The 23,413-nt window shown below is 31.8% G+C and carries 25 protein-coding genes; 15 read left to right on the top strand and 10 right to left on the bottom strand.

All coding sequences use genetic code 11. The features are described 5' to 3' along the window. Nucleotides 1-14: 14 nt before the first annotated feature. A complete protein-coding gene (locus ACZ451_RS00725; protein ID WP_464216881.1) occupies nt 15-506 on the bottom strand; it encodes a YkgJ family cysteine cluster protein in 492 nt (163 codons plus the stop codon). 84 nt (nt 507-590) lie between these two features. On the opposite strand from ACZ451_RS00725, the gene ACZ451_RS00730 reads away from it, so the two are divergent. Both ACZ451_RS00730 and ACZ451_RS00735 read left to right on the top strand, forming a co-directional pair. Continuing rightward, nucleotides 591-1,307, top strand: a complete 717-nt coding sequence (locus tag ACZ451_RS00730) for a class I SAM-dependent methyltransferase (protein WP_464215158.1) — start codon at nt 591-593, stop codon at nt 1,305-1,307. Between the two features lie 56 nt (nt 1,308-1,363). After that, entirely contained in the window at nt 1,364-2,197 is an 834-nt protein-coding gene (locus tag ACZ451_RS00735; protein ID WP_464215159.1) for a hypothetical protein, read from the top strand. Between the two features lie 124 nt (nt 2,198-2,321). On the opposite strand, the gene ACZ451_RS00740 is transcribed toward ACZ451_RS00735, so the two are convergent. Beyond that, a complete protein-coding gene (locus ACZ451_RS00740) occupies nt 2,322-2,960 on the bottom strand; it encodes a 7-carboxy-7-deazaguanine synthase QueE (RefSeq protein WP_464215160.1) in 639 nt (212 codons plus the stop codon). A gap of 184 nt (nt 2,961-3,144) precedes the next feature. After that, the gene (locus ACZ451_RS00745) at nt 3,145-3,594 is read right to left on the bottom strand and encodes a Rid family detoxifying hydrolase (protein WP_464215161.1); all 450 of its coding nucleotides are present in this window, start codon (nt 3,592-3,594) and stop codon (nt 3,145-3,147) included. 89 nt (nt 3,595-3,683) lie between these two features. On the opposite strand from ACZ451_RS00745, the gene ACZ451_RS00750 reads away from it, so the two are divergent. Genes ACZ451_RS00750 through ACZ451_RS00760 form a run of 3 tightly spaced genes read left to right on the top strand, consistent with a single transcriptional unit; the run spans nt 3,684 to nt 6,256 of the window. Continuing rightward, complete coding sequence (locus ACZ451_RS00750; protein ID WP_464215162.1) at nt 3,684-5,189, top strand: helicase HerA-like domain-containing protein; 1,506 nt, start codon at nt 3,684-3,686, stop codon at nt 5,187-5,189. A 23-nt stretch (nt 5,190-5,212) separates the two neighbouring features. Then, nucleotides 5,213-5,839, top strand: coding sequence for a hypothetical protein (locus ACZ451_RS00755; protein WP_464215163.1), 627 nt, complete (start codon nt 5,213-5,215; stop codon nt 5,837-5,839). Between the two features lie 54 nt (nt 5,840-5,893). Further along, nucleotides 5,894-6,256 (top strand): cupin domain-containing protein, encoded by a 363-nt coding sequence (locus ACZ451_RS00760; RefSeq protein WP_464215164.1) that lies wholly within the window; start codon nt 5,894-5,896, stop codon nt 6,254-6,256. A 26-nt stretch (nt 6,257-6,282) separates the two neighbouring features. Here ACZ451_RS00760 and ACZ451_RS00765 read toward each other — a convergent pair whose 3' ends face one another. Then, on the bottom strand, nt 6,283-6,714 hold the full coding sequence (locus ACZ451_RS00765; RefSeq protein WP_464215165.1) for a winged helix-turn-helix transcriptional regulator: 432 nt from the start codon (nt 6,712-6,714) through the stop codon (nt 6,283-6,285). A 96-nt stretch (nt 6,715-6,810) separates the two neighbouring features. Between ACZ451_RS00765 and ACZ451_RS00770 the strand changes: the two genes are divergently transcribed. The 4 genes from ACZ451_RS00770 (at nt 6,811) to ACZ451_RS00785 (ending at nt 9,126) form a co-directional block, all read left to right on the top strand. After that, nucleotides 6,811-7,641 (top strand): alpha/beta fold hydrolase, encoded by an 831-nt coding sequence (locus ACZ451_RS00770; RefSeq protein WP_464215166.1) that lies wholly within the window; start codon nt 6,811-6,813, stop codon nt 7,639-7,641. 9 nt (nt 7,642-7,650) lie between these two features. After that, on the top strand, nt 7,651-8,076 hold the full coding sequence (locus tag ACZ451_RS00775; RefSeq protein ID WP_464215167.1) for a VOC family protein: 426 nt from the start codon (nt 7,651-7,653) through the stop codon (nt 8,074-8,076). Between the two features lie 86 nt (nt 8,077-8,162). Then, nucleotides 8,163-8,291, top strand: a complete 129-nt coding sequence (locus ACZ451_RS00780) for a hypothetical protein (RefSeq protein WP_464215168.1) — start codon at nt 8,163-8,165, stop codon at nt 8,289-8,291. Next, nucleotides 8,275-9,126, top strand: a complete 852-nt coding sequence (locus ACZ451_RS00785; protein ID WP_464215169.1) for a VOC family protein — start codon at nt 8,275-8,277, stop codon at nt 9,124-9,126. The genes ACZ451_RS00780 and ACZ451_RS00785 overlap by 17 nt, the downstream gene beginning before the upstream one ends. 90 nt (nt 9,127-9,216) lie before the next feature. Here the strand turns inward: ACZ451_RS00785 and ACZ451_RS00790 are convergent, their stop codons facing one another. From ACZ451_RS00790 to ACZ451_RS00800, 3 genes are all read right to left on the bottom strand, one after another. Further along, complete coding sequence (locus ACZ451_RS00790) at nt 9,217-10,101, bottom strand: bifunctional 5,10-methylenetetrahydrofolate dehydrogenase/5,10-methenyltetrahydrofolate cyclohydrolase (RefSeq protein ID WP_464215170.1); 885 nt, start codon at nt 10,099-10,101, stop codon at nt 9,217-9,219. A 288-nt stretch (nt 10,102-10,389) separates the two neighbouring features. Further along, nucleotides 10,390-11,718: a signal recognition particle protein gene (gene ffh / locus ACZ451_RS00795; RefSeq protein WP_464215171.1), complete on the bottom strand. Its 1,329-nt coding sequence runs from the start codon at nt 11,716-11,718 to the stop codon at nt 10,390-10,392. Nucleotides 11,719-11,898: 180 nt separating this feature from the next. Continuing rightward, entirely contained in the window at nt 11,899-13,611 is a 1,713-nt protein-coding gene (locus ACZ451_RS00800; protein WP_464215172.1) for a hypothetical protein, read from the bottom strand. A gap of 108 nt (nt 13,612-13,719) precedes the next feature. Here ACZ451_RS00800 and ACZ451_RS00805 point away from each other — a divergent pair, with 108 nt between their 5' ends. From ACZ451_RS00805 to ACZ451_RS00815, 3 genes are read left to right on the top strand one after another with little or no spacing between them, the layout of a single operon-like run. Beyond that, nucleotides 13,720-14,232, top strand: coding sequence for an RNA polymerase sigma factor (locus tag ACZ451_RS00805; protein WP_464215173.1), 513 nt, complete (start codon nt 13,720-13,722; stop codon nt 14,230-14,232). A 41-nt stretch (nt 14,233-14,273) separates the two neighbouring features. Further along, nucleotides 14,274-15,200, top strand: a complete 927-nt coding sequence (locus tag ACZ451_RS00810) for a FecR family protein (RefSeq protein ID WP_464215174.1) — start codon at nt 14,274-14,276, stop codon at nt 15,198-15,200. Then, nucleotides 15,181-17,724 carry a TonB-dependent receptor gene (locus tag ACZ451_RS00815; RefSeq protein ID WP_464215175.1) on the top strand — a complete coding sequence of 848 codons (2,544 nt, stop codon included), beginning with the start codon at nt 15,181-15,183 and terminating at the stop codon, nt 17,722-17,724. Before ACZ451_RS00810 ends, ACZ451_RS00815 begins: the two co-directional genes overlap by 20 nt. Here the strand turns inward: ACZ451_RS00815 and ACZ451_RS00820 are convergent. The 3 genes from ACZ451_RS00820 to argS form a co-directional block, all read right to left on the bottom strand. Beyond that, entirely contained in the window at nt 17,708-18,589 is an 882-nt protein-coding gene (locus ACZ451_RS00820) for a zinc-dependent peptidase (protein ID WP_464215176.1), read from the bottom strand. The two genes, ACZ451_RS00815 and ACZ451_RS00820, sit on opposite strands and share 17 nt — an antisense overlap. Nucleotides 18,590-18,665: 76 nt before the next feature. Then, nucleotides 18,666-19,340, bottom strand: a complete 675-nt coding sequence (locus ACZ451_RS00825; protein ID WP_464215177.1) for a DUF2625 domain-containing protein — start codon at nt 19,338-19,340, stop codon at nt 18,666-18,668. Between the two features lie 80 nt (nt 19,341-19,420). Beyond that, nucleotides 19,421-21,211: an arginine--tRNA ligase gene (gene argS, locus ACZ451_RS00830; protein ID WP_464215178.1), complete on the bottom strand. Its 1,791-nt coding sequence runs from the start codon at nt 21,209-21,211 to the stop codon at nt 19,421-19,423. 119 nt (nt 21,212-21,330) lie between these two features. Between argS and ACZ451_RS00835 the strand changes: the two genes are divergently transcribed. Genes ACZ451_RS00835 through ACZ451_RS00845 form a run of 3 tightly spaced genes read left to right on the top strand, consistent with a single transcriptional unit; the run spans nt 21,331 to nt 23,398 of the window. Then, nucleotides 21,331-21,756, top strand: coding sequence for a hypothetical protein (locus ACZ451_RS00835; protein ID WP_464215179.1), 426 nt, complete (start codon nt 21,331-21,333; stop codon nt 21,754-21,756). A gap of 12 nt (nt 21,757-21,768) precedes the next feature. Beyond that, nucleotides 21,769-21,957 carry a hypothetical protein gene (locus tag ACZ451_RS00840; protein WP_464215180.1) on the top strand — a complete coding sequence of 63 codons (189 nt, stop codon included), beginning with the start codon at nt 21,769-21,771 and terminating at the stop codon, nt 21,955-21,957. 16 nt (nt 21,958-21,973) lie between these two features. Then, nucleotides 21,974-23,398, top strand: coding sequence for an SDR family oxidoreductase (locus ACZ451_RS00845; RefSeq protein ID WP_464215181.1), 1,425 nt, complete (start codon nt 21,974-21,976; stop codon nt 23,396-23,398). Nucleotides 23,399-23,413: the final 15 nt, after the last annotated feature.

Raw genomic sequence — 23,413 nt, forward strand, 5'->3', positions numbered from 1 at the left:
CCGATATACAATTGCTATTTCAGCTTTTTTTTCATCTCTTCAACAATATGAAATGCAGCTGGGCAAATTGCAACGTTTTTTAAAGTAAGGTTGCTGATCTGTTGAAATTTTTTGCGATCTGTATGCGGAAACTCCCTACAGGCTTTTGGTCGCACCTCATAGATAGCGCAGTAATTATCTGCTCCTAAAAAAGTACAAGGCACTTGCTGTAAAACATAATCGTTTTCTTCATCTATTTTTAAATACTTGGCAATAAATTGTTGTGGTTTTAATTTAAAATACTTTGCAATACGTTCTATATCTGCATTAGTAAAAAGAGGACCTGTTGTTTTACAACAATTAGCACAGGTTAAGCAGTCTGTACGTTTAAACTCTTCGGTATGCAATTCCTGCATTACATAGTCTAATTTCTTTGGTGGTTTCTTTTTAAGTTTAGCAAAAAATTTCTTGTTTTCAGCATGCTTATCTTTGGCTAACTTAGGGAGTTGATGTAAAAAATCATTCATTTTATTAATTTTCGTATTGGTTTCTCCCTTTTGTTTTTTAGATTCCTCTAAATGTCTCACTTTTACAATTAAAATACAAATTAAATGACTGTAGATATTATAGGCGAAGCAATATTAGATTATCAGTCTGGTCAACATACGGAAGACATCAAAACATTTTCATCTTTAGATGAAGAAGATGTTATACCAGTATCTTATCTATTTCGTAATTACGCTATAATGCCAGAATTAGAGCAAAAAGCATTACAATTATGTACTGGTTCTGTTTTAGATATTGGCTGTGGTGCTGGTAGTCATAGTCTGTATTTACAAGAAAAAGGGCATCGGGTTACTGCTTTAGACTATTCTGAAGGGGCCATAAAAGCATGTAAAAAAAGAGGGCTAATAAATACTATTTGCGCTGATATTTATGACTTGAAAGATCAAAAATTTGACACCTTATTATTATTAATGAACGGCATTGGTATTGTTGGCCAATTAGATCGTTTGGATGCTTTCTTTACACATTTAAAGTCGCTCTTAAATCCTAATGGAAAAATTATTTTAGATTCTAGCGATATTATTTATATGTTTGAAAATGATACTGATGATTCCTATTGGATTCCAGACCACACAACTTATTATGGCGAAGTTTCCTTTCAAATGGAATATAAAGGAAAAAAAAGCATAAAATTTGATTGGTTGTATATCGATTATAATACTTTACAAAGAGCAGCATTAACCAATAATTTAGATTGTAAACTTGTAAGCGAAGGGAAACATTACGACTATTTAGTAGAACTTAAGTTATTATCACAATAGTATTGCTATATGTTTCGTTAAGTATTTAGGTTGATTTACAATAATATAATTTGTCTATGAAAACACATAAAATTCTTTTTATACTTTTAGCATTTAGGATCATATTAAGTTGCTCTAAAAGCGGTTCAGATTCTACACCAGATAATACTCCAGATCCTATTCCTCAAAACGTAGATAGAAGTCAAAACTTACTAGGTACTGGTGCATCTGCTAACGATATTTTATCTAATGCTAATTTTGATAGGCTCCGGATACAAATTGGCCATGTTAGTGGTTTTAGACCAGAGCAAAGTGCCATTGATGATCTACTAGAGTTTCTAAGATTACATACTTTTAAAGAAAATATTGATGTTGAATTTATAGAATTAGATTCTCCTAACGAAGAAACGCTTGAATTACAGGAAATTGCAGATTTAGAACTGGAAAACAGAACTGCATATAACGATGGTTCTACCCTAGCAATTTATATTTATTTTACAGATGCCCCATCTGAAGGTGATAATCCAGACGAAAATTTAGTTACGCTTGGTGCAGTTTACAGAAATACATCTATGGTAATTTATGAATCTACTATACGCGATTTATCTGCTAGAACAAGAGGCACTTTATCCAATGGAACCATAGAAACAGCAACCTTAAATCATGAATTTGGACATTTATTTGGTCTCGTAAATCTAGGAACCCCTGCTATTAATGATCATGAAGGAGTTACTACAGACATTTCGGGTGTTGAAGTTGGTAATCAGCATTGTAATGTCCCTGGATGCTTAATGCTTGCAGAATTAGAATTTGGAGCTGCTATGTCTAAAATGTTAATATCTAAAAATAGTCAAGTACCAGGTTTAGATGCAGAGTGTATGTTAGATCTTAGGTCTAACGGAGGAAGGTAGTTGTTCCCTTCACCTATGCTCAGGGCGAGAGTTGAAATTTATTCTTTTATGAACCCCTAAACTAATAAACTCCTAAAATTTTTCATAAACTAGCGCGTAGTGCATAAACTTATAAACTCTTTTTTCAAGGGATATTTAGGTATTTATGCGTTTGTAAACTTACTTTCCACTTGGGGTTTTGCATTACATAATCCACAATAAGTGGCACCATTTTTTCTTTCACACTCCATTCAGGTTGCAAGTAAAGCACACATTTTTCATTGGTTAATTTTGCTTGTTCTTCTGCAAAAATAAAATCATGCTTATTAAAAATTATCATTTTTAATTCATGTGCCTTATCATATATTTCTGCATCTTTTTCAGGCAATTTATTTTTTTTGGGTGATAAACAGATCCAATCCCAAATACCAGACAAAGGATACGCCCCAGAGGTTTCAATATGTGTATTTAAGTTTTTAGCTTTTAAGCCTTTAGTCAAAGGAGTCATATCCCAGGTTAATGGTTCTCCACCTGTTACTACAATAGTATCAGAGTACGTTGCTGCATTTTCTATAATTTTGTCAATGGCCGTTGGCGGATGGGTTTCAGCATTCCAACTTTCTTTTACATCACACCAATGACACCCTACATCACAACCTCCAACTCGTATAAAATATGCAGCAGTACCTTTATAAAAACCTTCCCCTTGTATGGTATAAAACTCCTCCATTAAGGGTAACATTTCTCCTTTATCAACTAGTGCTAACACTTCACTTTTACTCATCAGGCAAAGATACAACAACAATTTATATGACTGCTTATAAGATCTATCTACAACAAAAATTATACAAACTTAAAAGTTGCTTTTATATGATACATACTATCACATATAGATGGTATAAAGTAATCAGAAATACCTACGTTTAAATTGTCAACTCACAGACATATCCATGGATAGTTTATTATTTTTAATTTTTAGCAGCTATCACATCAATTTCAATTTTAGCATTCCTAGCTAAACCGCTGGCAGCAAAAGTTGTTCTTGCTGGTTTATTTGTAAAATATTGTGTGTAGATTTCATTAAAAACAGTAAAATCATCAATTGAACTTAAAATAACGGTACATTTTACTACATTACTTAAATCCATATGATGCAGCTCTAACACCGCCTTTATATTATGTATAGCCTGTTCCGTTTCTGCAACAATACCACCTTTAACTAATGTTCTTGTGGTATGATTCATTCCTATTTGCCCAGATAAAAAGAATAGGTTTCCTACTTCTACAGCATCACTAAAAGGTGCATTTTGTTTTTTAATTTCATGAGATTTATGAAATATAACAGGCGCTTTATCTTGAGCGCTACTAAATACACCACAAAACGACAGCAATAAAAAAATAAAATAGTTTTTCATCATAATATATCGATTTAAAGAAAAATTGAAATCTAATTTCATTTTTCTATTTGCATAAAATTACCCTATTTTTACGAAAACTATAGCTAAAAATGAGTACTAAAGAAACATTCTTTGCACATATAGAAAAAGGGTATACCACAAAAGGAGATTACATCACCATGGGGTCTGCCATTTTAGATGACGAAACCATAACGGATGCTTTTGTAAAAATACCTTTAAAAACTCTAAACCGTCATGGCCTAATTGCTGGTGCAACGGGAACTGGAAAAACAAAAACATTACAAGTTATTGCAGAAAATTTATCCGATAAAGGAATCCCTGTTTTATTAATGGACCTTAAAGGTGATTTAAGTGGTTTAGCACAGCCAAGCCCCGGACATCCAAAAATAGACGAACGCCACACTAAAATTGGAATCCCATTTGAAGCTAAAAATTTCCCTGTTGAAATATTATCATTATCAGAACAAGATGGGGTAAAATTACGCGCTACAGTCTCTGAATTTGGCCCTACGCTACTTTCTAGGATATTAGATTTAACAGAAACGCAATCTGGGATTACTGCCGTTGTTTTTAAATATTGTGATGATCATAAATTACCACTCTTAGATTTAAAAGACTTTAAAAAAGTATTGCAATATGCTACAGGCGAAGGCAAAAAGGAATTTACCGAAGCCTACGGAAGAATATCTACAAGTTCTACAGGAACCATTCTTAGAAAAATAATTGAATTAGAACAGCAAGGTGCTGATTTGTTTTTTGGAGAAAAATCTTTTGAAGTAGATGATTTAACACGAATAGATGAAAATGGAAATGGATATATTAATATTCTTAGATTAACAGATATTCAAGATAGACCTAAACTGTTTTCTACTTTTATGTTAAGTCTTTTGGCTGAAATATATAGTACTTTTCCAGAACAAGGAGATAGTGACAGACCTGAACTTGTATTATTTATAGATGAAGCACACTTGATTTTTAAAGAAGCTTCTAAAGCACTTTTAGATCAAATAGAAAGTATTGTTAAATTAATACGTTCTAAAGGCATTGGCTTGTATTTTGTAACCCAAAACCCAACAGATGTGCCCAACGAAGTTCTGGCACAATTAGGTTTAAAAGTACAACACGCTTTACGTGCTTTTACGGCTAGAGATAGAAAAGCAATTAAATTAACTGCTGAAAATTATCCAGAATCAGAATTTTATGATACCAAAGAAGTTTTAACCTCTTTAGGTATAGGAGAAGCGCTCATCTCTGCTTTAGATGAAAAAGGCCGGCCAACGCCATTGGCAGCAACTATGCTTAGAGCACCAATGAGTCGGATGGATGTACTTACAGACAGTGAACTAAAAAAAGTTATTACTGACTCTAAATTAGTAAAAAAATACAATGAAACTATTGATCGTGAGAGTGCCTATGAAATTTTAAATGAAAAAATAGAAAAGGCAGAAAAAGAAGCTAGTAAAGAAAAAGAAAAACCAACACGTTCTAGCTCAAGAAAAAGAACTAGTACGAGGCAAAACCCTATTATAAAGGTATTAACAAGCGCTACTTTTATTCGTGGTGTATTGGGAGTATTAAAAAAAGTAATGCGTTAATTTATATATTTCAGTTTTAACTTATGAAACACCTATTTCAAATCACATTAATTGCTATACTATTATGTTTATTTAGCTGCGAAAGTGAAAATATTAAATTTAAAATTAAAAAAGATGCTGTGGGAAATTTAAATAAAACTGCCGCAATATCTGATCTGGAAACGATATTTAGTATGGATTCTATTGTACCCACTAATGGAATAAAAAAATCGAAATTTAGCACTAAAACTATCTCTGAAGTATCCAAAGATTCTATCGTTAAAAAAAATCAGATTATAGATCCAGAATTTTCATATTTAAAGATAGAAATTTATGAAAAGGGAGGAGCACATTTATTAAGCCTTACGCCTAGCAAGGATAGTGTTCCTACAGTTGAAAATATCCGTATACACGATGCTAGATATACTACAGAAAAAGGAGTGCACTTAAACAGTACTTTTAAAGATATACAGGAAAACTATGAGATTAAAAAAATTATTAATTCCTTAAATAATCTTGTGATTTTACTTAAAGGAAGCGACCTGTATTTTACAATCGACAAGAAAGAATTACCGGAAAATTTACGCTACAAGGCTAACATAAATATAGAGGCTGTTCAAATACCAGAAACTGCCAAAATTAAATATATGATGCTATCGTGGAATTCATAAAAATCTTGACTTCTATTTTTAAATAATAGCACTATAAACTTATCTCATTTTCAAATGAAAAAATATACCATTCAAAAATCTCCATTTATTGTCCCTACTGATGACGGCAAACGTATTGAGGAACATTTTGGATATGCTAGTAATGGAGATAAAAATATAAGTATTGCAAGTATGCTAGCTCCTCCAGGTTGGAGTGAGCCTTTTCAAACTCCAGAATTTGACGAATATACTTATATCATTAAGGGTAAAAAACAATTTATTATTGATGGAGAAACTATTATTTTAAAGGAAGGAGAATCTATTAAAATAGAAAAAAATACTAGAGTTCAATACTCAAATCCTTTTGATAAGCCTTGTCATTATATTGCAATTTGCTTACCTGCTTTTCATATAGATAAAGTAAATAGAGAATCTTAATTTTTTAAACTGAGGTTTTTGATCTATTATTTACGCAGTTTTCTTGTTTTCTCCCTGTTATCCATAATTGTGTCACTATGATTAGTAATCCATTCTGTAAGTTCTATTAATTTATTTAAATAAGAATGCCCAAAATCAGTAAGTTGATATTCTACACGGATAGGAACTTCAGGATACATCGTTCTAAGTAGGTACCCATCGGCTTCTAATACTTTTAAACGTTCACTTAAAACTTTACTAGAGATACCATATACATGATGTTTTAGTTTATTAAACCGCAAAGTTGGGTAATATCCAAGATATAAAATAATAATAATGCTCCACTTATCAGATGCTAATGCCATAACATCCCTAATAGGACAATAATTTTCTGTTTTAGGACTTATATGTCCAAACATTTTTTTTATTTTTTTTGCTGTTTTAACTTTCTGATTATCAGTAATAGTTTCTATTTTCATACTTAATACGAATTAGGTTACTACTTTTTTATTGAAAAATAAATATGTAATTTTAGTTTCTAATAAATAGCAAGTTACTAAAAGTAACCAAATCTAATGAAAAAACTACTTCCTTTACTTTATGGTTTTTATTTTAATGTATTATCCCTTTTTTCTATAGAGAAGGTTACAAAAAAAGCATTCTATTTATTTTGCACCCCAAGAAAAGGTCGTCCTTTAGCGCATCAAATTGATTTTTTAAATGCAGCTAAGTTTGAAACACTCACAATAGAAGAACATCATCTGCAATGCTACAAATGGAAAGGCACAAGAAAAACAATATTACTTTTACATGGATGGGAAAGTAATGTATTTAGATGGCGTAACTTAATCCATAAACTCCAAGAAAAAGACTTTAATATCATCGCTTTTGATGCTCCTGCACATGGCCATTCTAGCGGAAAAATCTTAAATGTTCCTTTATATACTGAATGTACTCATCAGATCATTGAAAAATATACTCCAGACTGTCTAATAGGGCATTCCATTGGGGGGATGACAGCATTGTATCACGAATATAAATTTCCTAATACTTCTGTTAGTAAAATTGTTTCTCTTGGAGCGCCCTCAGAACTATCTGAAATTATGGATGGGTATCAAAAAATATTGAAATTTAATAATACTATTTTAAGAGGTTTAGATGAATATTTCCAAAATAGATTTCATTTTAAAATAGCTGACTTTTCTATTGCAAAATTTGTTAAAAGCAATACCAAAAAAGGGTTTATTGTACATGATGCTTTTGATCTAATTGCACCGTTTAAAGCTGCAGAAAGCATTCATAAAAACTGGGATAAGAGTACCTTAACTAAAACAGAAGGTTTAGGCCATTCTTTACATCAAGATGAAATAAACGATAACATCATTATTTTTTTACAATCCGAATAAAAATTTATTATGCAAAACATTTCTCCTTTTCATATTGCTATACCCGTACATAATTTAGCGGAATGCAGAACTTTTTATCGCGAAGTATTAGATTGCGAAGAAGGCAGAAGTAGTGACCATTGGGTAGACTTTAATCTTTTTGGACATCAACTGGTTATACACTATAAGCCAAAATCAGCAACCGAAAAATTACATCACAATCCTGTTGATGGGCATGATGTCCCTATTCCACATTATGGAGTGGTACTGCCTTGGAATACATTTCAATCTTTTTCTAAAGAGCTAATTGCTAAAAAAGTAAACTTTATTATTGAACCTTATATCCGTTTTAAAGGTGAAGTTGGAGAACAAGCAACTATGTTTTTTTTAGACCCTGCAGGAAATGCATTAGAGTTTAAAGCATTTAAAGATATGGGACAACTGTTTGCTAAATAAGATAAAGATGATATCTCTATGTAGTTAACTATAAGATTTTGATATTTTTTTCGTTTTAATATGATAACCCCAAAAGCCTATTAATTATGAAAAAAATAATATGTATTGTAGCAATTCTATTAAGCCAAATAGCAATTTATAGTTGTACTAATGATGAAGGAGATGATAGCATCCAAGTTTTACAACCACCAACTGAAGATGAAAACAATAACTAGATATTCATTATCCAAAATCAATATTCAACATTACTTTATAATCTTAGTTTTGATTTTTAATATATCTTCTTGTAAAGAGGATAAAATTAATAAGACAGAACACATTTCGTCTGATTTACAAATAGATCATTTTAATGTATGGGTTAAAAATCCACAAAAAACGAAAGAAAAACTTACGGAAATCGGATTCACTTCAATCCCAGATTCACTCTCACAAGTGCATAAAGGACAAGGAACAGCAGGAAGATACTTTAATTTCTTAAATGGATATCTCGAGCTTATATTTGTTAATGACCAAACTGAATTTAAAAAAAATAATACTCTAAATCCAAGTTTGGATTTTACTAAAAGAGCAAATTTTACAAAAAATAATGCTTCTCCGTTTAGCATTGCTTTAAAAGTAAAAGATTACGATACTACAAAAATTTCATTCCAAACCATTCCTTATCATCAAGATTGGATGGATAAAAATGCTAATATTTATGCTGCAAAAAATTCTAATATTAATTTAGCTGAACCCTCCATTTTTGTTGTTTATCCAAAAATTGAATCTGATCAATTTAAGACGATGTCTGACTTACAAAACATTCCTGATGAATATGCAATTTGGAGAGAGTTTTATAAACATCCAAATGGAGCTGAGAAAGTAACAAACATTATTATTTCATCTATTCATGTTGATTTAAATACAAATACGATGAAAACAATCAACGGAATTAAAAATCTGACTGTAAAAAAAGGCAATGAACATTTGATGGAAATATTTTTTGATCACAAGATTCAAGGAAAAACACATGATCTAAGGCCAGAATTACCAATGATTATATACTTGTAGTTAAAAAAAACAGATAATTCGCTATTATTATCAACTAAAAACGCCCTGTTTAATGAATTAAACAGGACGTTTTATTATTTTGCATTGAGACTATCCTCTATTTCTATGACGCTCTCTTGCCAATAATGTATTTTTTAATAACATAGCAATAGTCATGGGTCCTACGCCTCCGGGAACTGGAGTAATGTAAGATGCTTTTTTACTCACATTTTCAAAATCTACATCTCCTGTAATATAATAGCCCTTTTCTTTTGTTTCGTCTGGCACACGCGTTATCCCTACATCTATAATTACAGCATCATCTTTAACCATTTCTGCTTTTAAGAATTTAGGAACCCCTAAGGCAGAAATTACAATATCTGCTTGCGATATAATTTGCGTAATGTTTTTTGTATGACTGTGTGTTAAGGTTACTGTAGAATTTCCCGGCCAACCTTTACGCCCCATTAAAATACTCATAGGTCTACCAACAATATGACTTCTCCCGATAACTACGGTATGTTTTCCTTTGGTATCAACATTATAGCGTTCTAATAATTCTAAAATACCAAATGGTGTTGCTGGGATAAAAGTACTCATATCTAGCGCCATTTTTCCAAAATTCATAGGATGAAAACCATCCACATCTTTATCTGGATCAACTGCTAAAAGTACTTTTTGCGTATCTATTTGTGGTGGTAATGGTAACTGTACAATAAAGCCATCGATGTCATCATTCTTATTTAGCTCATCAATTTTTTTAAGTAATTCTACTTCAGAGGTTGTACTAGGCATTTGCACTAAAGTAGATTCAAAACCAATGCGTTGGCAAGAGCGTACTTTACTCCCTACATAAGTTAAACTTGCACCATCACTACCCACAATTACAGCTGCTAAATGCGGTACTTTTTCACCGTTCTCTCGCATTTTAGCGACTTCAACTGCTATTTCTTCTTTAATTTGATTAGATACTTTTTTACCGTCTAAAATCTCCATTATTTGGTTGACTGTTAGTTGTTTATTTAAATATTTTCAAATGCGCTCTAAATAACTTTTTTATTGGAACACAGTATTAATATAGTACTTTAACCCGTTGTGTATTTAGAACAAAATTCTGTCAATTCGAGTAATTTTTAGGAATGAAATGAAGAAAAATTGTATCGAGAATCAGAATCTTGGTTCCAAAACAGTTCTCGATACACTTTTTCGTATCTCAAAAGCACTCGAACTGACGTTTTAGGACTATCAAAAATCCTAAATGCAACAGGTTACTTTAAGCTCTTATTATCTCATGTTTTGCATCATTTGCATCATCTTTTTACCACCACCACCTTGCATCATTTTCATCATCTTGCTCATCTGATCAAATTGCTTTAATAGCTGATTAATTTCTTGAACATTTCTACCACTACCTTTAGCGATACGTTTTTTTCTACTTGCATTTAATTTAGCTGGTGTAGCTCTTTCATCTGGCGTCATAGAATGTATAATAGCTTCTACATGTTTAAAAGCATCATCATCTATATCTAAACCTTTTAATGCTTTACCTGCACCAGGTATCATCCCCATAAGGTCTTTAATGCTACCCATTTTTTTAATTTGCTGTATTTGGCTTAAAAAGTCATCAAATCCAAATTGATTCTTCGCAATTTTCTTTTGAATTTTACGAGCTTCTTCTTCATCAAACTGTTCTTGCGCTCTTTCCACTAAAGAAACCACATCTCCCATGCCTAGGATACGTTCTGCCATACGAGAAGGATAGAATACATCTATAGCATCCATTTTCTCTCCTGTACCAATAAATTTAATAGGCTTGTTTACTACAGACTTAATAGAAATAGCAGCTCCACCTCGGGTATCACCATCTAATTTGGTAAGAATTACACCATCAAAATTTAAGATATCATTAAAGGCTTTAGCAGTGTTTACCGCATCCTGCCCTGTCATAGCATCTACTACAAACAACGTTTCTTGTGGTTGTATTGCTTTATGAACATTAGAAATTTCGTTCATCATTTCTTCGTCAACTGCCAAACGACCAGCGGTATCAATAATCACTACATTATGCCCATTAGCTTTTGCATATGCAATACCTGCTTTAGAAATTGCCACTGGATCTGTATTTTCTCTATCTGAAAATACATCAACATTTATTTGTTCTCCAACCACATGCAATTGATCTATTGCTGCAGGACGGTATATATCACAAGCAACTAATAAAGGCTTCTTTGTTTTCTTTGTTTTTAAATAATTAGCAAGTTTACCAGAAAAAGTTGTTTTACCAGAACCTTGTAGTCCTGACATTAAAATTACTGATGGTGTTCCAGATAAATTAATTCCTTCTACATCACCACCCATTAAGCTTGTTAACTCGTCTTTTACAAGCTTTACCATTAATTGCCCAGGCTGTAGTGTTGTTAATACGTTCTGACCTAAAGCTTTTTCTTTTACTTTATTGGTAAATTCTTTTGCAATTTTAAAGTTTACATCGGCATCAAGTAAAGCTCTCCTAACCTCTTTTAAAGTTTCTGCAACATTTATTTCTGTAATTTGCCCATGTCCCTTTAGAACATGTAATGCTTTATCTAGCTTATCACTTAAATTATCAAACATAGTAGTACCGTATTATTCAAAGAATTGCAAATTTAAGAATTACCAAGCGAAGTGAGAAGTCATACCTGTTATTATTTAAAGTGAATTATAAAATATAAAGCAAAAAAGGACAACTGATATAAGTTGTCCTTTTAAACGATTAAGTCCTGAAATAAAATTTAATCTCTACTACTCATTTTCTTATTCACATATTCTAGTAAGGACGATATATTCTTCTCCTCTTTTTAATTTAAAACGTTCGTCACCACACTCAATAACTTCCCAATCTCCAACATAATTAGAAAGCGCTAAGCTTAAATCATTAAAAGAAATGATATTATCTACTATTCCCCAGTTACCTTCATCTACAGCAACATTATTAGCATCAAAGGCGTGGATGTTCCTATTAGAAAAATCTATTTGTATGTCCTCGAAAAATTCTCCATTCTCATCTGTAATTTTCCATTGGCAAGTACTAATAACATCTGCTATAAACCCTTCAGTACATACTTCCATATCCGTAGCACAATTTCTTTCTAATACAAGTCTATATGCTGCATCTGGTATCCCAAAAGCAAGTCTTTCTTCTGTTAAATCTTCTAAAGGCCATTCAAAATTAAGATCTTGTTCTTGTCCCATTGTAATAGCCATTACATAGATTTCTTCTTGATTCTTTATGATTTCCCAAGTACCTTCAGAAACAACAGCTCCTTCACTTAAAGTAACCACATTGTCTGCTTTAAATGTAAAATCGTATCCTAATAATCTATCTATAGGATCTCCGTTTACAACAACTTGTGCAATTTCCCAGCTACATTCTTTAAGTATGCTTCTTAATCTTTCTGGTATTTCATCTGTGTTGAAGTCACAGTCTTGTTTTACTAAAATTGTATTATCCTCTCCAGATTTAAATACAATACGTTCTTCTCCACTTCTAAATACTTTCCATTCTAGGTTTACATCCATTAATTCTTGGAATTCTAAAGTAACAAATACTCCTTCATCATTGGTGATTTTAGACCAAGTTCCATCTATTACACTACCATTAGATTCAATTAAACTTACTTGTCCTTCATTTTTAAAATCTAAATGGTTGCCTCCAAATACATCTCCTAAATTTTCATTGTTTAATTCTATTGCTCTAATTTGCCAAGGACATTCTATTAAAAACGCTTCTATCTCATCATCTTCAAAATCATCATCTTCAAAATCATCATCATCATCTTCATCACAAGTATCCTTAGCTCTTTCTATAGCATCTGCTAATTCGGCATTTGTATTTACCGTTATTTGTTCTCCATTAAAAAATTCTAGAGATACAGGAAAATCTATACTCACAATATCATCATCTTCTAAGCTCTCTAAAAAACGACTTAATTCTTTATCATTATTAACTGTAACACTTCCTGTTTGCTCGTTATTAATATCAAAAGAGAATAAAGTAATTGGGTACACAAAATCAACACATTCTATATCATCATCATCGCCACCTTCTACACATTCTCTTGCTAATTCCTCTAATTCTTGTATACTTCCTATGCTAATTTCTGTAAAATCTGCTAAGCTTATCGTAATAGGAAAGATAATGTCTAAAGTATCTATATCATCAAAAATTTCATCAAAAATTTCTTCTACCACCTCTAAATCCTCAACAGAATCAATAGTAATTTGTATGCCATTTACCTCAACTTCGTAAGGAAATTGGATATCAAAACAACTTGCTCCGTCTATAATATTATCAAAGGAACCGTCGTTAGACACCGTATTTTTAATTAACTCTGCTATTTGAGAATTCGCAACAATAGTTTCTGTTTCATCAGTTGCTACTTCTTCAAACTCTTCTTGGCAAGATGTAAATAGTAATGCTGACATTAGCATTGTTACATAAGCGATTTTTCTGAACATATTCTTCATAATGATCTGGTTTTTTTATTATTTATACTACTAAAACAACTTCCCTATAAAATACCCTACCTCTTTTTTTATTTTTTTTAAAATATATTTGACAAAAATATTTTAGACTTGAAAAATACCATTAAAGATAATGTATGTGAGGAAGAAGTATACACAGCACTTTTTACCAACAATTCTAAAACGATTTTTAATTACATCTATTATAAATACGGCAATCAAGAAAAAGCATACGATGTTGTACAAGAAGCTTTTTTAAAATTATGGGAAAATTGCATTAAGGTGTCACCAGAAAAAGCGAAGTCTTATGTATATACCATTGCAAATAATTTATACCTTAATGTTCTTAAAGCAGAAAAGGTTAGGTTAAAATATGCTGATAAATCATTAGCTACAACTAATGAGTCTCCAGAATTTTTAATGGAAGAAAAGGAATATCAACATAAATTAGATAATGCTTTAGCAGCTTTGCCAGAAAACCAAAGAACTACTTTTTTATTGAATAGAATTGATGGTAAAAAATATGCAGAAATAGCAGAAATGGAAGGCGTAAGTGTAAAAGCTATTGAAAAAAGAATGCACTTAGCACTTAAAGCATTAAGAGAAAAAATTGACGGAATATGAATTTGAGGTAGGGTTTTTACTTTTTAAATTGTTATACTAATATGGAGCATAAAGACATGCAAGAAAATTACTTGGCCAAATGGCTTAATAATGAGCTTTCTGAAGAAGAACGTGTTCTTTTTGAGCAAAGTGACGCCTACCATTCTTATAAGAGAATTGTAGACACTGCTGACACATTGCAAGCTCCAGATTTTAATACTGAAAAAGCTTTAACGGAATTACAAGCTAAAAAAGCTAAAGAAACCAGTAAGATCATAAAACTAAATCCTCTACAGAAATTGATACGAATAGCTGCTGTTATCCTTATCCTCATAACAGGATCATATTTTTATATAGATTCTTTAGAAGAAACGGTTACAACTTCATATGCCCAAAATGACAAACTACTACTTCCTGATGCTTCTGAGGTTATTTTAAATGCTGCCTCTACCGTATCCTACTCAAAGAAAAAATGGGATGATCAACGCAATGTAAATTTAAAAGGTGAAGCTTTTTTTAAAGTAGCTAAAGGAAAGAAATTTACCGTATCTACAATAGCTGGTATGGTTACGGTACATGGCACTCAATTTAATGTAAAAAATAGAACCGATTATTTTGAAGTTACTTGTTATGAAGGTTTAGTAAGTGTTACCTATAAAGACAAAACCACAAAATTACCGGCTGGCACATCTTTTCTTGTAATGCAAGGAAAAGTAATTCCTGTAGATGTTTTAGGTACAACCTTACCATCATGGATAAATAAAGAAAGTACTTTTAAAAGTATTCCTTTAAACTATGTTTTAAATGAATTTGAAAGACAATTTAATATCGTTGTAGAAACTAAAGATATTGATGTACATAAACTATTTACAGGTACATTTAGCCATAAGGATAAAGACCTAGCGCTTAAAAGCATCTGTGTACCTAATAAAATAATGTATAAATTAGAGGGGAATAAAGTGCTCTTATATGCTAAAAACGCACCATAATCACATTACACTCTTCATTACTTTATTTCTGTTCTTTGTTGCATCACTAGTGCAAGGACAGGAAAATAACACACCTATATTACTTACTAATTATTTAACCCAACTAGAAAAAGAATATGAAATTAAATTTTCGTATTCAGATAATGATGTAAAAAATATTTATATCAATACAATCCCAAATAATAATCTAGAAAACATCCTTAAAAATATTCAGGCACAAACACCATTAGTAATAGAAAAATTAAATGAACGCTATTACACCATTACAATGAGCACCATCAATATTTGCGGTCTGGTTTTAGATAATTTTGAAGAGAATACTGTATTTGGAGCTCAAATAACTGTTATTGAATCTGATATAACTACAACTACAGATGTTTCTGGTGCTTTTTCTCTCAATGATATTTCTAGAAAAACAGTTTTACAAATAAAATATCCGGGATACAAAACAGCAATCATTAAGGCAGAAGAATTTAAAGCTAAAACGCCTTGCAAAACCATATTACTTTCTAAGAACCTACAACAATTAGATGAAGTTGTTGTTTACAAGTTTTTGACTAGCGGACTAGAAAAACAAAAAGATGCAAGTATTGTATTAAATACCAATGCATTTGGGATTCTCCCGGGGCTTATAGAACCAGATGTACTACACACCGTACAAGCATTACCAGGTATAAAAAGTATTGACGAGACGGTTTCTGATATCAATATCCGTGGGGGTACTAATGATCAAAATTTGATACTATGGGATGGTATTAAAATATATCAATCTGGACATTTTTTTGGTTTAATTTCTGTATTTAACCCCTATTTAGTAGCAAAAACCACTACTATTAAAAATGGCACAAGCGCTATTTACGGAGATGGCGTTAGTGGTGTTATTAGCATTGAAACAAAAAATAAAGTTCCAGAAACGTTTACAGGTGGTGGCGGCTTTAACTTAATTAGCGGTGATGCTTATGGACAGTTTCCTATTTCTGATAAAATTGGTTTTCAATTTTCAATGAGAAGGTCTTTTTCTGATATTTTACAAACACCTACATATACCAGTTTCTTTGACAGGGCATTTTTACAAGACACAGAAATAAGTACGGGGCAAGCTAATACCACTCAAAATGAAGATTTTAATTTTTCTGACTTTAGCACCAAAATTTTATATGATATTAATGCGCAACAGCAACTTAGATTTAGTTTTTTAAATATCAATAATAACTTAGAATATGCAAATACCGATGAAAATACAAACCAGTCTACCTTAAGTTTTTTAGATCAGACCAATTTGTCTATTGGTGGAAGTTTAGAAAGCAAATGGACCTCTAATTTCTCTTCTTTTGTAAATGCTTATTACACCAAATATAATTTAGATTCTCGTAATGTTTTCCCTGATCCTACATTACAATTAAACCAAAATAACCAAGTATTAGAAACTGCATTAAAAGTGCATACCAAATATCAATTTTCAGATCGCATTCACTGGAATAATGGGTATCAATTTAATGAAGTTGGCATTATAAATTTCACTAATGTGAGCCGCCCTCCATTTGATCAAAATTCTAAAGGCGTTATCAGAACACATGCTATGTATAGTGAGGCTAGTTATACTTCTCCAAACAATAAACTTTACATGCGGGCTGGTGGAAGATTAAACTATATTGAAAATTTAAATACGTTTCAGGAGTATATTCTAGAACCACGTTTAAACCTTAATTATGCCTTTGCTAAAGACTTAAAAATTGAAGTATTAGGTGAGTTTAAAAACCAAACAACTAATCAAGTTATAGATTTAGAGCAGAATTTTTTAGGCGTTGAAAAAAGACGATGGTTACTATCGGATGGAAATCAACTACCTATAACAAAAAGCAAACACGCATCGCTGGGTATCAACTATGATAAAAGCAAACTATATATAGGTTTAGAAGGGTTTTATAAATTAGTAAATGGTGTTAGTGTTGCTACTCAAGGTTTTCAAAACCAAAACCAATTTAATAATGAAATTGGAGACTATACCGTTAGTGGTCTAGAGTTTTTGATTAATGCAAAAACCAAAAAATTAAGCACTTGGTTAAGTTATACGTATAATAATAATGAATATTTTTTTGATGAGATTAACCCTAGTCGTTTTCCTAATAATTTAGATGTCACTCACAATATGACACTAGCGACAACGTATACACATCAAAAATTAAAATTAAGTTTAGGATTAAATTATAGAACGGGTAGGCCATTTACTCCGCCAGATTCAAATAATCCTATCACCACCACCAGTTTTCCTGCTGCCATAAATTATGCCTCACCCAATAGTAGTAGAATTACTGATTATATTAGAGCAGATACTTCTGCAATATATAATTTTGATATAGGCAATACCGTTAAAGCATCTTTAGGAGCGTCTGTTTTAAATCTTTTTAACAAAAAAAATATTTTAAATATTTATTATAGGCTAAATGAGGCTAATGAAATAGAAGAAATACAAAGTAGCTCTTTGGGTATTACCCCAAACTTTTCGTTTAGGCTGTTTTTTTAAGGAGGAATTTTGTTGGCTTATGAAAATCAAAGTTTAGCATCTCTCCTATGATCTTATATAAGGCTGGGAATTCTTTTTGAAAAGCTATTGGTGTTTCCACAAAATTCTCAGCGGCTACTGCAAAAAACTCTTGCATATTGGTTTTAGCATATGCCCTAAAATAAGTACTTGTTTCTAATTGCTGCACAAAATTTACATCATGAAAAAGAAGTTTAATTTTTTCAACTCCAGAAGTAAAAACCCTCGTATCCTTAGAATTTACGAGTTTGGCATTAAAACTAAGGGCATGCGCAAATTCATGAACCCCTAAGTTTTTATTATCGTTTGGAATTTTAAACCCTTCTTTTAAATGTTCTGCGGAAATCACTAATGTTTTCATTCCTGGGTTGTATTCGCCTATATGGTCTTGCCTATTTAATCTAGAAAAATACTGACTCGGATAAATAATAATTCTATTGATTGAAGAAATTTTAAAATCTCTCATCCCTAAAGTTAAGATGCCAGCTGTAGCACTTAATAAAAAAGCAATATCTTCTTGTCTAGGAATAATTCCATTAAAAATAAATTCTTTATCATTTCTAAATTTCAACAACCTGTAATGAAACTTTTGTTTTTGGCGGGTAGATAGTTTTTGATATACGGGAAAGTTATTTTCCAACAGTACTTTTTGCGCTTTAGTTATGGGTTTTTGTCTATAAAAAAAACCTTCAAAAAAGTATTTAAACCAATATTTTAATATATATACAAAGTATAATACTACTGGAAAAAACAATAATAAAGGAAGGTAGCGCATTCTTACATTTAGATGTTCTAAGATAACTTTTTTAGCCTTTAAAATTGTGTTTCTAGGGATTAGATTTGTCAATTATATTTTAAAAGTCAAATCCATACTTCTTTCTTCAAAAGTCTTTATTAACTTTATTTTATTACTGTTGGGTAGTTTATTCTCCTTTTTTCATTTTTTTAACAATATCTTTCTGAAGATTCCATAATTCAGAAATTGGCACAACTTCTCTATTTAAATCATTAACATTTTTGTGTTTAGTCCACAAAAATGGATAAAATGAGTATCCTTGGTTTCCGTTTATTTCCTTAACATCATTTTTCCAATTCTTCCATCGAACGTTAGCGTAAAAATCCGATAAATTTCCTGTAAAAGTCCACCATATAAAATCCGAATAACCAAGCTCCATTGGTTCCCAATTCAGCGAATCTGGCGCAAAATAATACACTTTCCCTAAATCCTCACCCAAAGCTCCTCCATTTATTGCGAAAAAACCACCAATTACATCATCTGCAATTAGTAAAATAGATGGTTGTTCACCATATTCATTAAATGTTTTTTCCTTGTTCCAGTTCGGCAGTGTCCTTTCTAACTTTTTATTTCCAGAACCTAAGATTCTAATCCAACCATGATCAACTAAAATTCCGCCTGTTTCATATATTATAGAACCCATTGGTGATCTAGTTGTAACTTGTGTATAATAAAGTGCAGAATCTGCTTGCTTTTCGTTCTTGGGTAGAATCTCAACTTTATTAGTTGCTTCGTCAATCCATTCAGAAACTAATTCCCAGCCTGGTTCTTCTTTATTTATCAGTTCGCTTAGAGGTTTCATTTTTTTAATTTGACTTAATGCAGTGAAATGTACAATTAAAAAAAGGAAGATTACTTTGTTCATAGACGTCTTTAGCTTATTTACATACGCTCTGGAACAGCAATCCCCAATAATTGAAACGAAGAAGCAATCACCTCAGCTACTTTTTTAGACAAGGCTACTCTAAAGGCTTTTTTAGCCATATCCTGCTCCCCTAAAATAGAAACATTCTGGTAAAAAGAATTAAATTCTTTCACCAAATCATAGGTGTAATTTGCTATAATAGCAGGACTGTAATTTGTAGCCGCTAATTGTATGGTTTCTGGATATAGCTGTAATTGTTTTATGAGTTCTTTCTCTTTGTCATGTAATACTAAAGAAGCTATTACAGCTTTTGACCAATCTACATCTGTTTCTTTTGCTTTTCGCAATATAGATTGTATTCTTGCATAGGTATACTGAATAAATGGTCCTGTATTCCCTTGAAAATCTACAGACTCTTTAGGATCAAAAAGAATGCGTTTTTTAGGATCTACTTTCAAAAGAAAATATTTTAAAGCACCTAGACCGATCATTTTATAGAGACTTTGTTTTTCTTCAGGAGAATATTCTTCTAATTTCCCTAATTCCTGAGAAATTGTTGCAGCCGTTTGGGTCATATCATCCATTAAATCATCGGCATCTACAACAGTGCCTTCTCTACTTTTCATTTTTCCGCTAGGTAAATCTACCATCCCATAACTTAAATGAAATAAGTTTTCTGACCATGAGAAACCTAACTTCTTTAAGATTAAAAACAATACTTTAAAATGATAATCTTGCTCATTACCAACAGTATATACCATCCCCGCAACATCTTCATGGTCTTTTACACGTTGTATTGCCGTACCAATATCTTGCGTCATATACACCGCAGTACCATCGGAACGTAAAACTATTTTTTCATCTAAACCTTCATCCGTTAAATCTATCCAAACACTCCCATCTTCTTTTTTATAGAAAACGCCTTTTTCTAAACCAGCAGACACCACATCTTTACCTAACAAATAGGTATCACTTTCATAATAAAGTTTGTCAAAATCTACTCCGAGGTTTTTATAAGTTACTTCAAAACCAGCATAAACCCAGCCATTCATTTTTTTCCAAAGCGAAACAATTTCTTTATCGCCAGCCTCCCATTTTTGAAGCATTTGTTGTGCTTCAACCAAAAGGGGAGCTTCTTTTTCTGCAACGGCTTTATCTATGCCTTTTTCTACTAGTTCAGCTATTTCAGTTTTGTACGCTTTATCAAAAGCAACATAGTAATTACCAACTAATTTATCGCCTTTTAAGCCTGTACTTTCAGGCGTTTCTCCATTTCCAAAACGTTGCCAAGCCAACATACTTTTACAAATATGGATGCCTCTATCATTTATAATTTGCGTTTTATAGACTTTCTTACCAGAAGCTTTTAAAATTTCGGCAACAGCATATCCTAACAAGTTATTTCTAATATGCCCTAAATGTAAAGGCTTGTTGGTATTTGGCGAAGAGTATTCTACCATTACTGCGTCCGTAGCAGACGGATTAATAAAACCATAGCTTGTATTATTAGTTGCAATTGTATTAAAAAACTGCACATAAAAAGAATCACTAATAACAAGATTCAAAAAGCCTTTTACCACATTAAAACTAGAAACCGCATCTACTTGTTCGGTTAAAAATTTTCCAATTTGTGTTCCTATTTGCACAGGATTTCCTTTTACAAAACGGAGCATCGGAAATACAACAACTGTAAGGTCTCCCTCAAAATCTTTCCGTGTAGGTTGAAATTCTACAGCGGGCAAATCAGTTTTAAATAAGGCAGAAACCGCTTCTTTTACTTTGGCTTCTAAAACAGTCTGAATATTCATAATTTCTTGGCGTATCAAGCTGCGAAATTAATCATTTTTTGTGCTTTTATTGATAAGTTATAAGGATTTCCATAGCGTTTTTATTAACTTTATAAAAAACTACAGAAGAGATTATAAAAATGCTTGTAAACGTATCTTATAATAATAAAGAAATTACTCGTAAGGTAAATGAGGCTGTTGGCAACCCTTTTACGTTGAAAGAACGTTGGGCAATGAAAGGAATAGGCTCACCAAAACTTATGATTACGGAAACAAGCATGGCCATTAGAAATTTGCTTCTTTTAGACAACAATACTGATTCTTGCAATATAGAAATACGCCCAAAAGGCATCATTGTTCGGTTTCGCTCTTTATTAGAAACCTATGCTTTAGTAATTCCTTACTACAAGCTTACTATTTACAAAGGAGATGTTGCCATCTATTCTATATACAAAGACCATTATTTTATAAAAGTAAGGTCAGACACTAAAGCAATTCAGAAATTTTTTAAGAAAATAATGAATTATAAAGCAGACCAAACCCCAACAGCTATTGAAGATTTATAAAACCAGTAACTAATGAAAAAATCAAGAAAACTACTCATCATATCTATCCTTTTTGCATCATTAGGACTAGTACTAACCTATCTTGGTTCTCAAAATGAAAGTGAATCTTTTCAGAATTTTAAAACATATGGCTTACTATCTGTAGGCACAGGCTTGCTTATTATTGGTTACTCAGAGCTTTTGAAGAGAAAAGAAAAATAGGTACAATGCTGCTAAAATGAAAATACTACTTACAGGTGCAAATGGTTACATTGGTATGCGATTGTTACCAGAATTATTAGCACAAAACCATACTGTTGTCTGTACTGTAAGAGATGCAGAACGTTTATCTGTAGACAACGAAATTCGTGCCAAAATAGAAATTATAGAAGTAGATTTTTTAGATGCTGTGATACCAGCAAAAATTCCGCATGATATAGATATCGCTTATTTTCTTATCCATTCGATGAGTTCTTCCACTAAAAATTTTGATAAAAAAGAGGCGATTACTGCGGATAACTTTAATCTTTACATGGCTCAAACCAAAGTAAAACAAGTTATCTATTTAAGCGGAATTGTAAACGATAAAAACTTATCTAAACACCTGTGGTCTAGAAAAAATGTAGAAGAGATTTTATATCAAGGTAATTTTAACCTAACAGTACTTAGAGCGGGAATTATTGTAGGTTCTGGAAGTTCTTCTTTTGAAATTATTAGAGATTTATGCGAAAAATTACCCTTTATGATAACGCCCAAATGGGTTTTAACTAAAACACAACCTATTGCTATTAGAGATATCATGGCTTTTTTAAAGGGTGTTTTAGGAAATGAAAAAACCTATAATGATTCTTTTGATATTGCTGGACAAGACGTAGTGACTTATAAAGAAATGTTACACCAATATGCAGAAGCGAGAGGTTTTAAAAATTGGATCCTTGCTTTACCAGTGATGACTCCCAAACTATCATCTTACTGGTTGTATTTTGTCACCTCAACGTCTTATAAATTAGCTATAAATTTAGTAGACAGTATGAAAATGGAAGTGGTTGCAAAAGATACCCGATTACAGGAGTTACTTGGCATACAACCACATTCGTATAAAGAAGCTATTGACATGGCTTTTAAAAAAATTGAGCAAAACCTAGTCATCAGTAGTTGGAAAGACAGTATGGTGAGCGGGCGGTTTAAAAAAGATTTAGAAAAATATATTCAAGTACCTAAATACGGGGTATTAACCGATAAAAAACAAATGCATCTAAAAGATGCTGAACGAGTTCTAAATAATATTTGGAAAATTGGCGGAGAAACTGGTTGGTATTATGCCGATTGGCTTTGGAAACTACGTGGTTTAGTTGATAAATTTATGGGGGGTGTTGGTTTACGAAGAGGAAGAACCCATGCCGATAAAATTTATGCTGGTGATGCTTTAGATTTTTGGCGTGTTTTGTTGGCAGACAAAGAGAATAAACGTTTACTTCTTTTTGCAGAAATGCGATTACCAGGTGAGGCTTGGCTAGAATTCAAAATAGACAAAAATAATATACTTCACCAAACTGCCACCTTTAGACCAAGAGGTTTAAAAGGCAGGTTGTATTGGTATAGCATTGTGCCTCTCCACTATTTTATTTTTGGAGGAATGATCAGAAATATAGCTAAGGCATAAATTTTAATAAATACT

Source organism: Allocellulophaga tsushimaensis, from assembly GCF_055383085.1.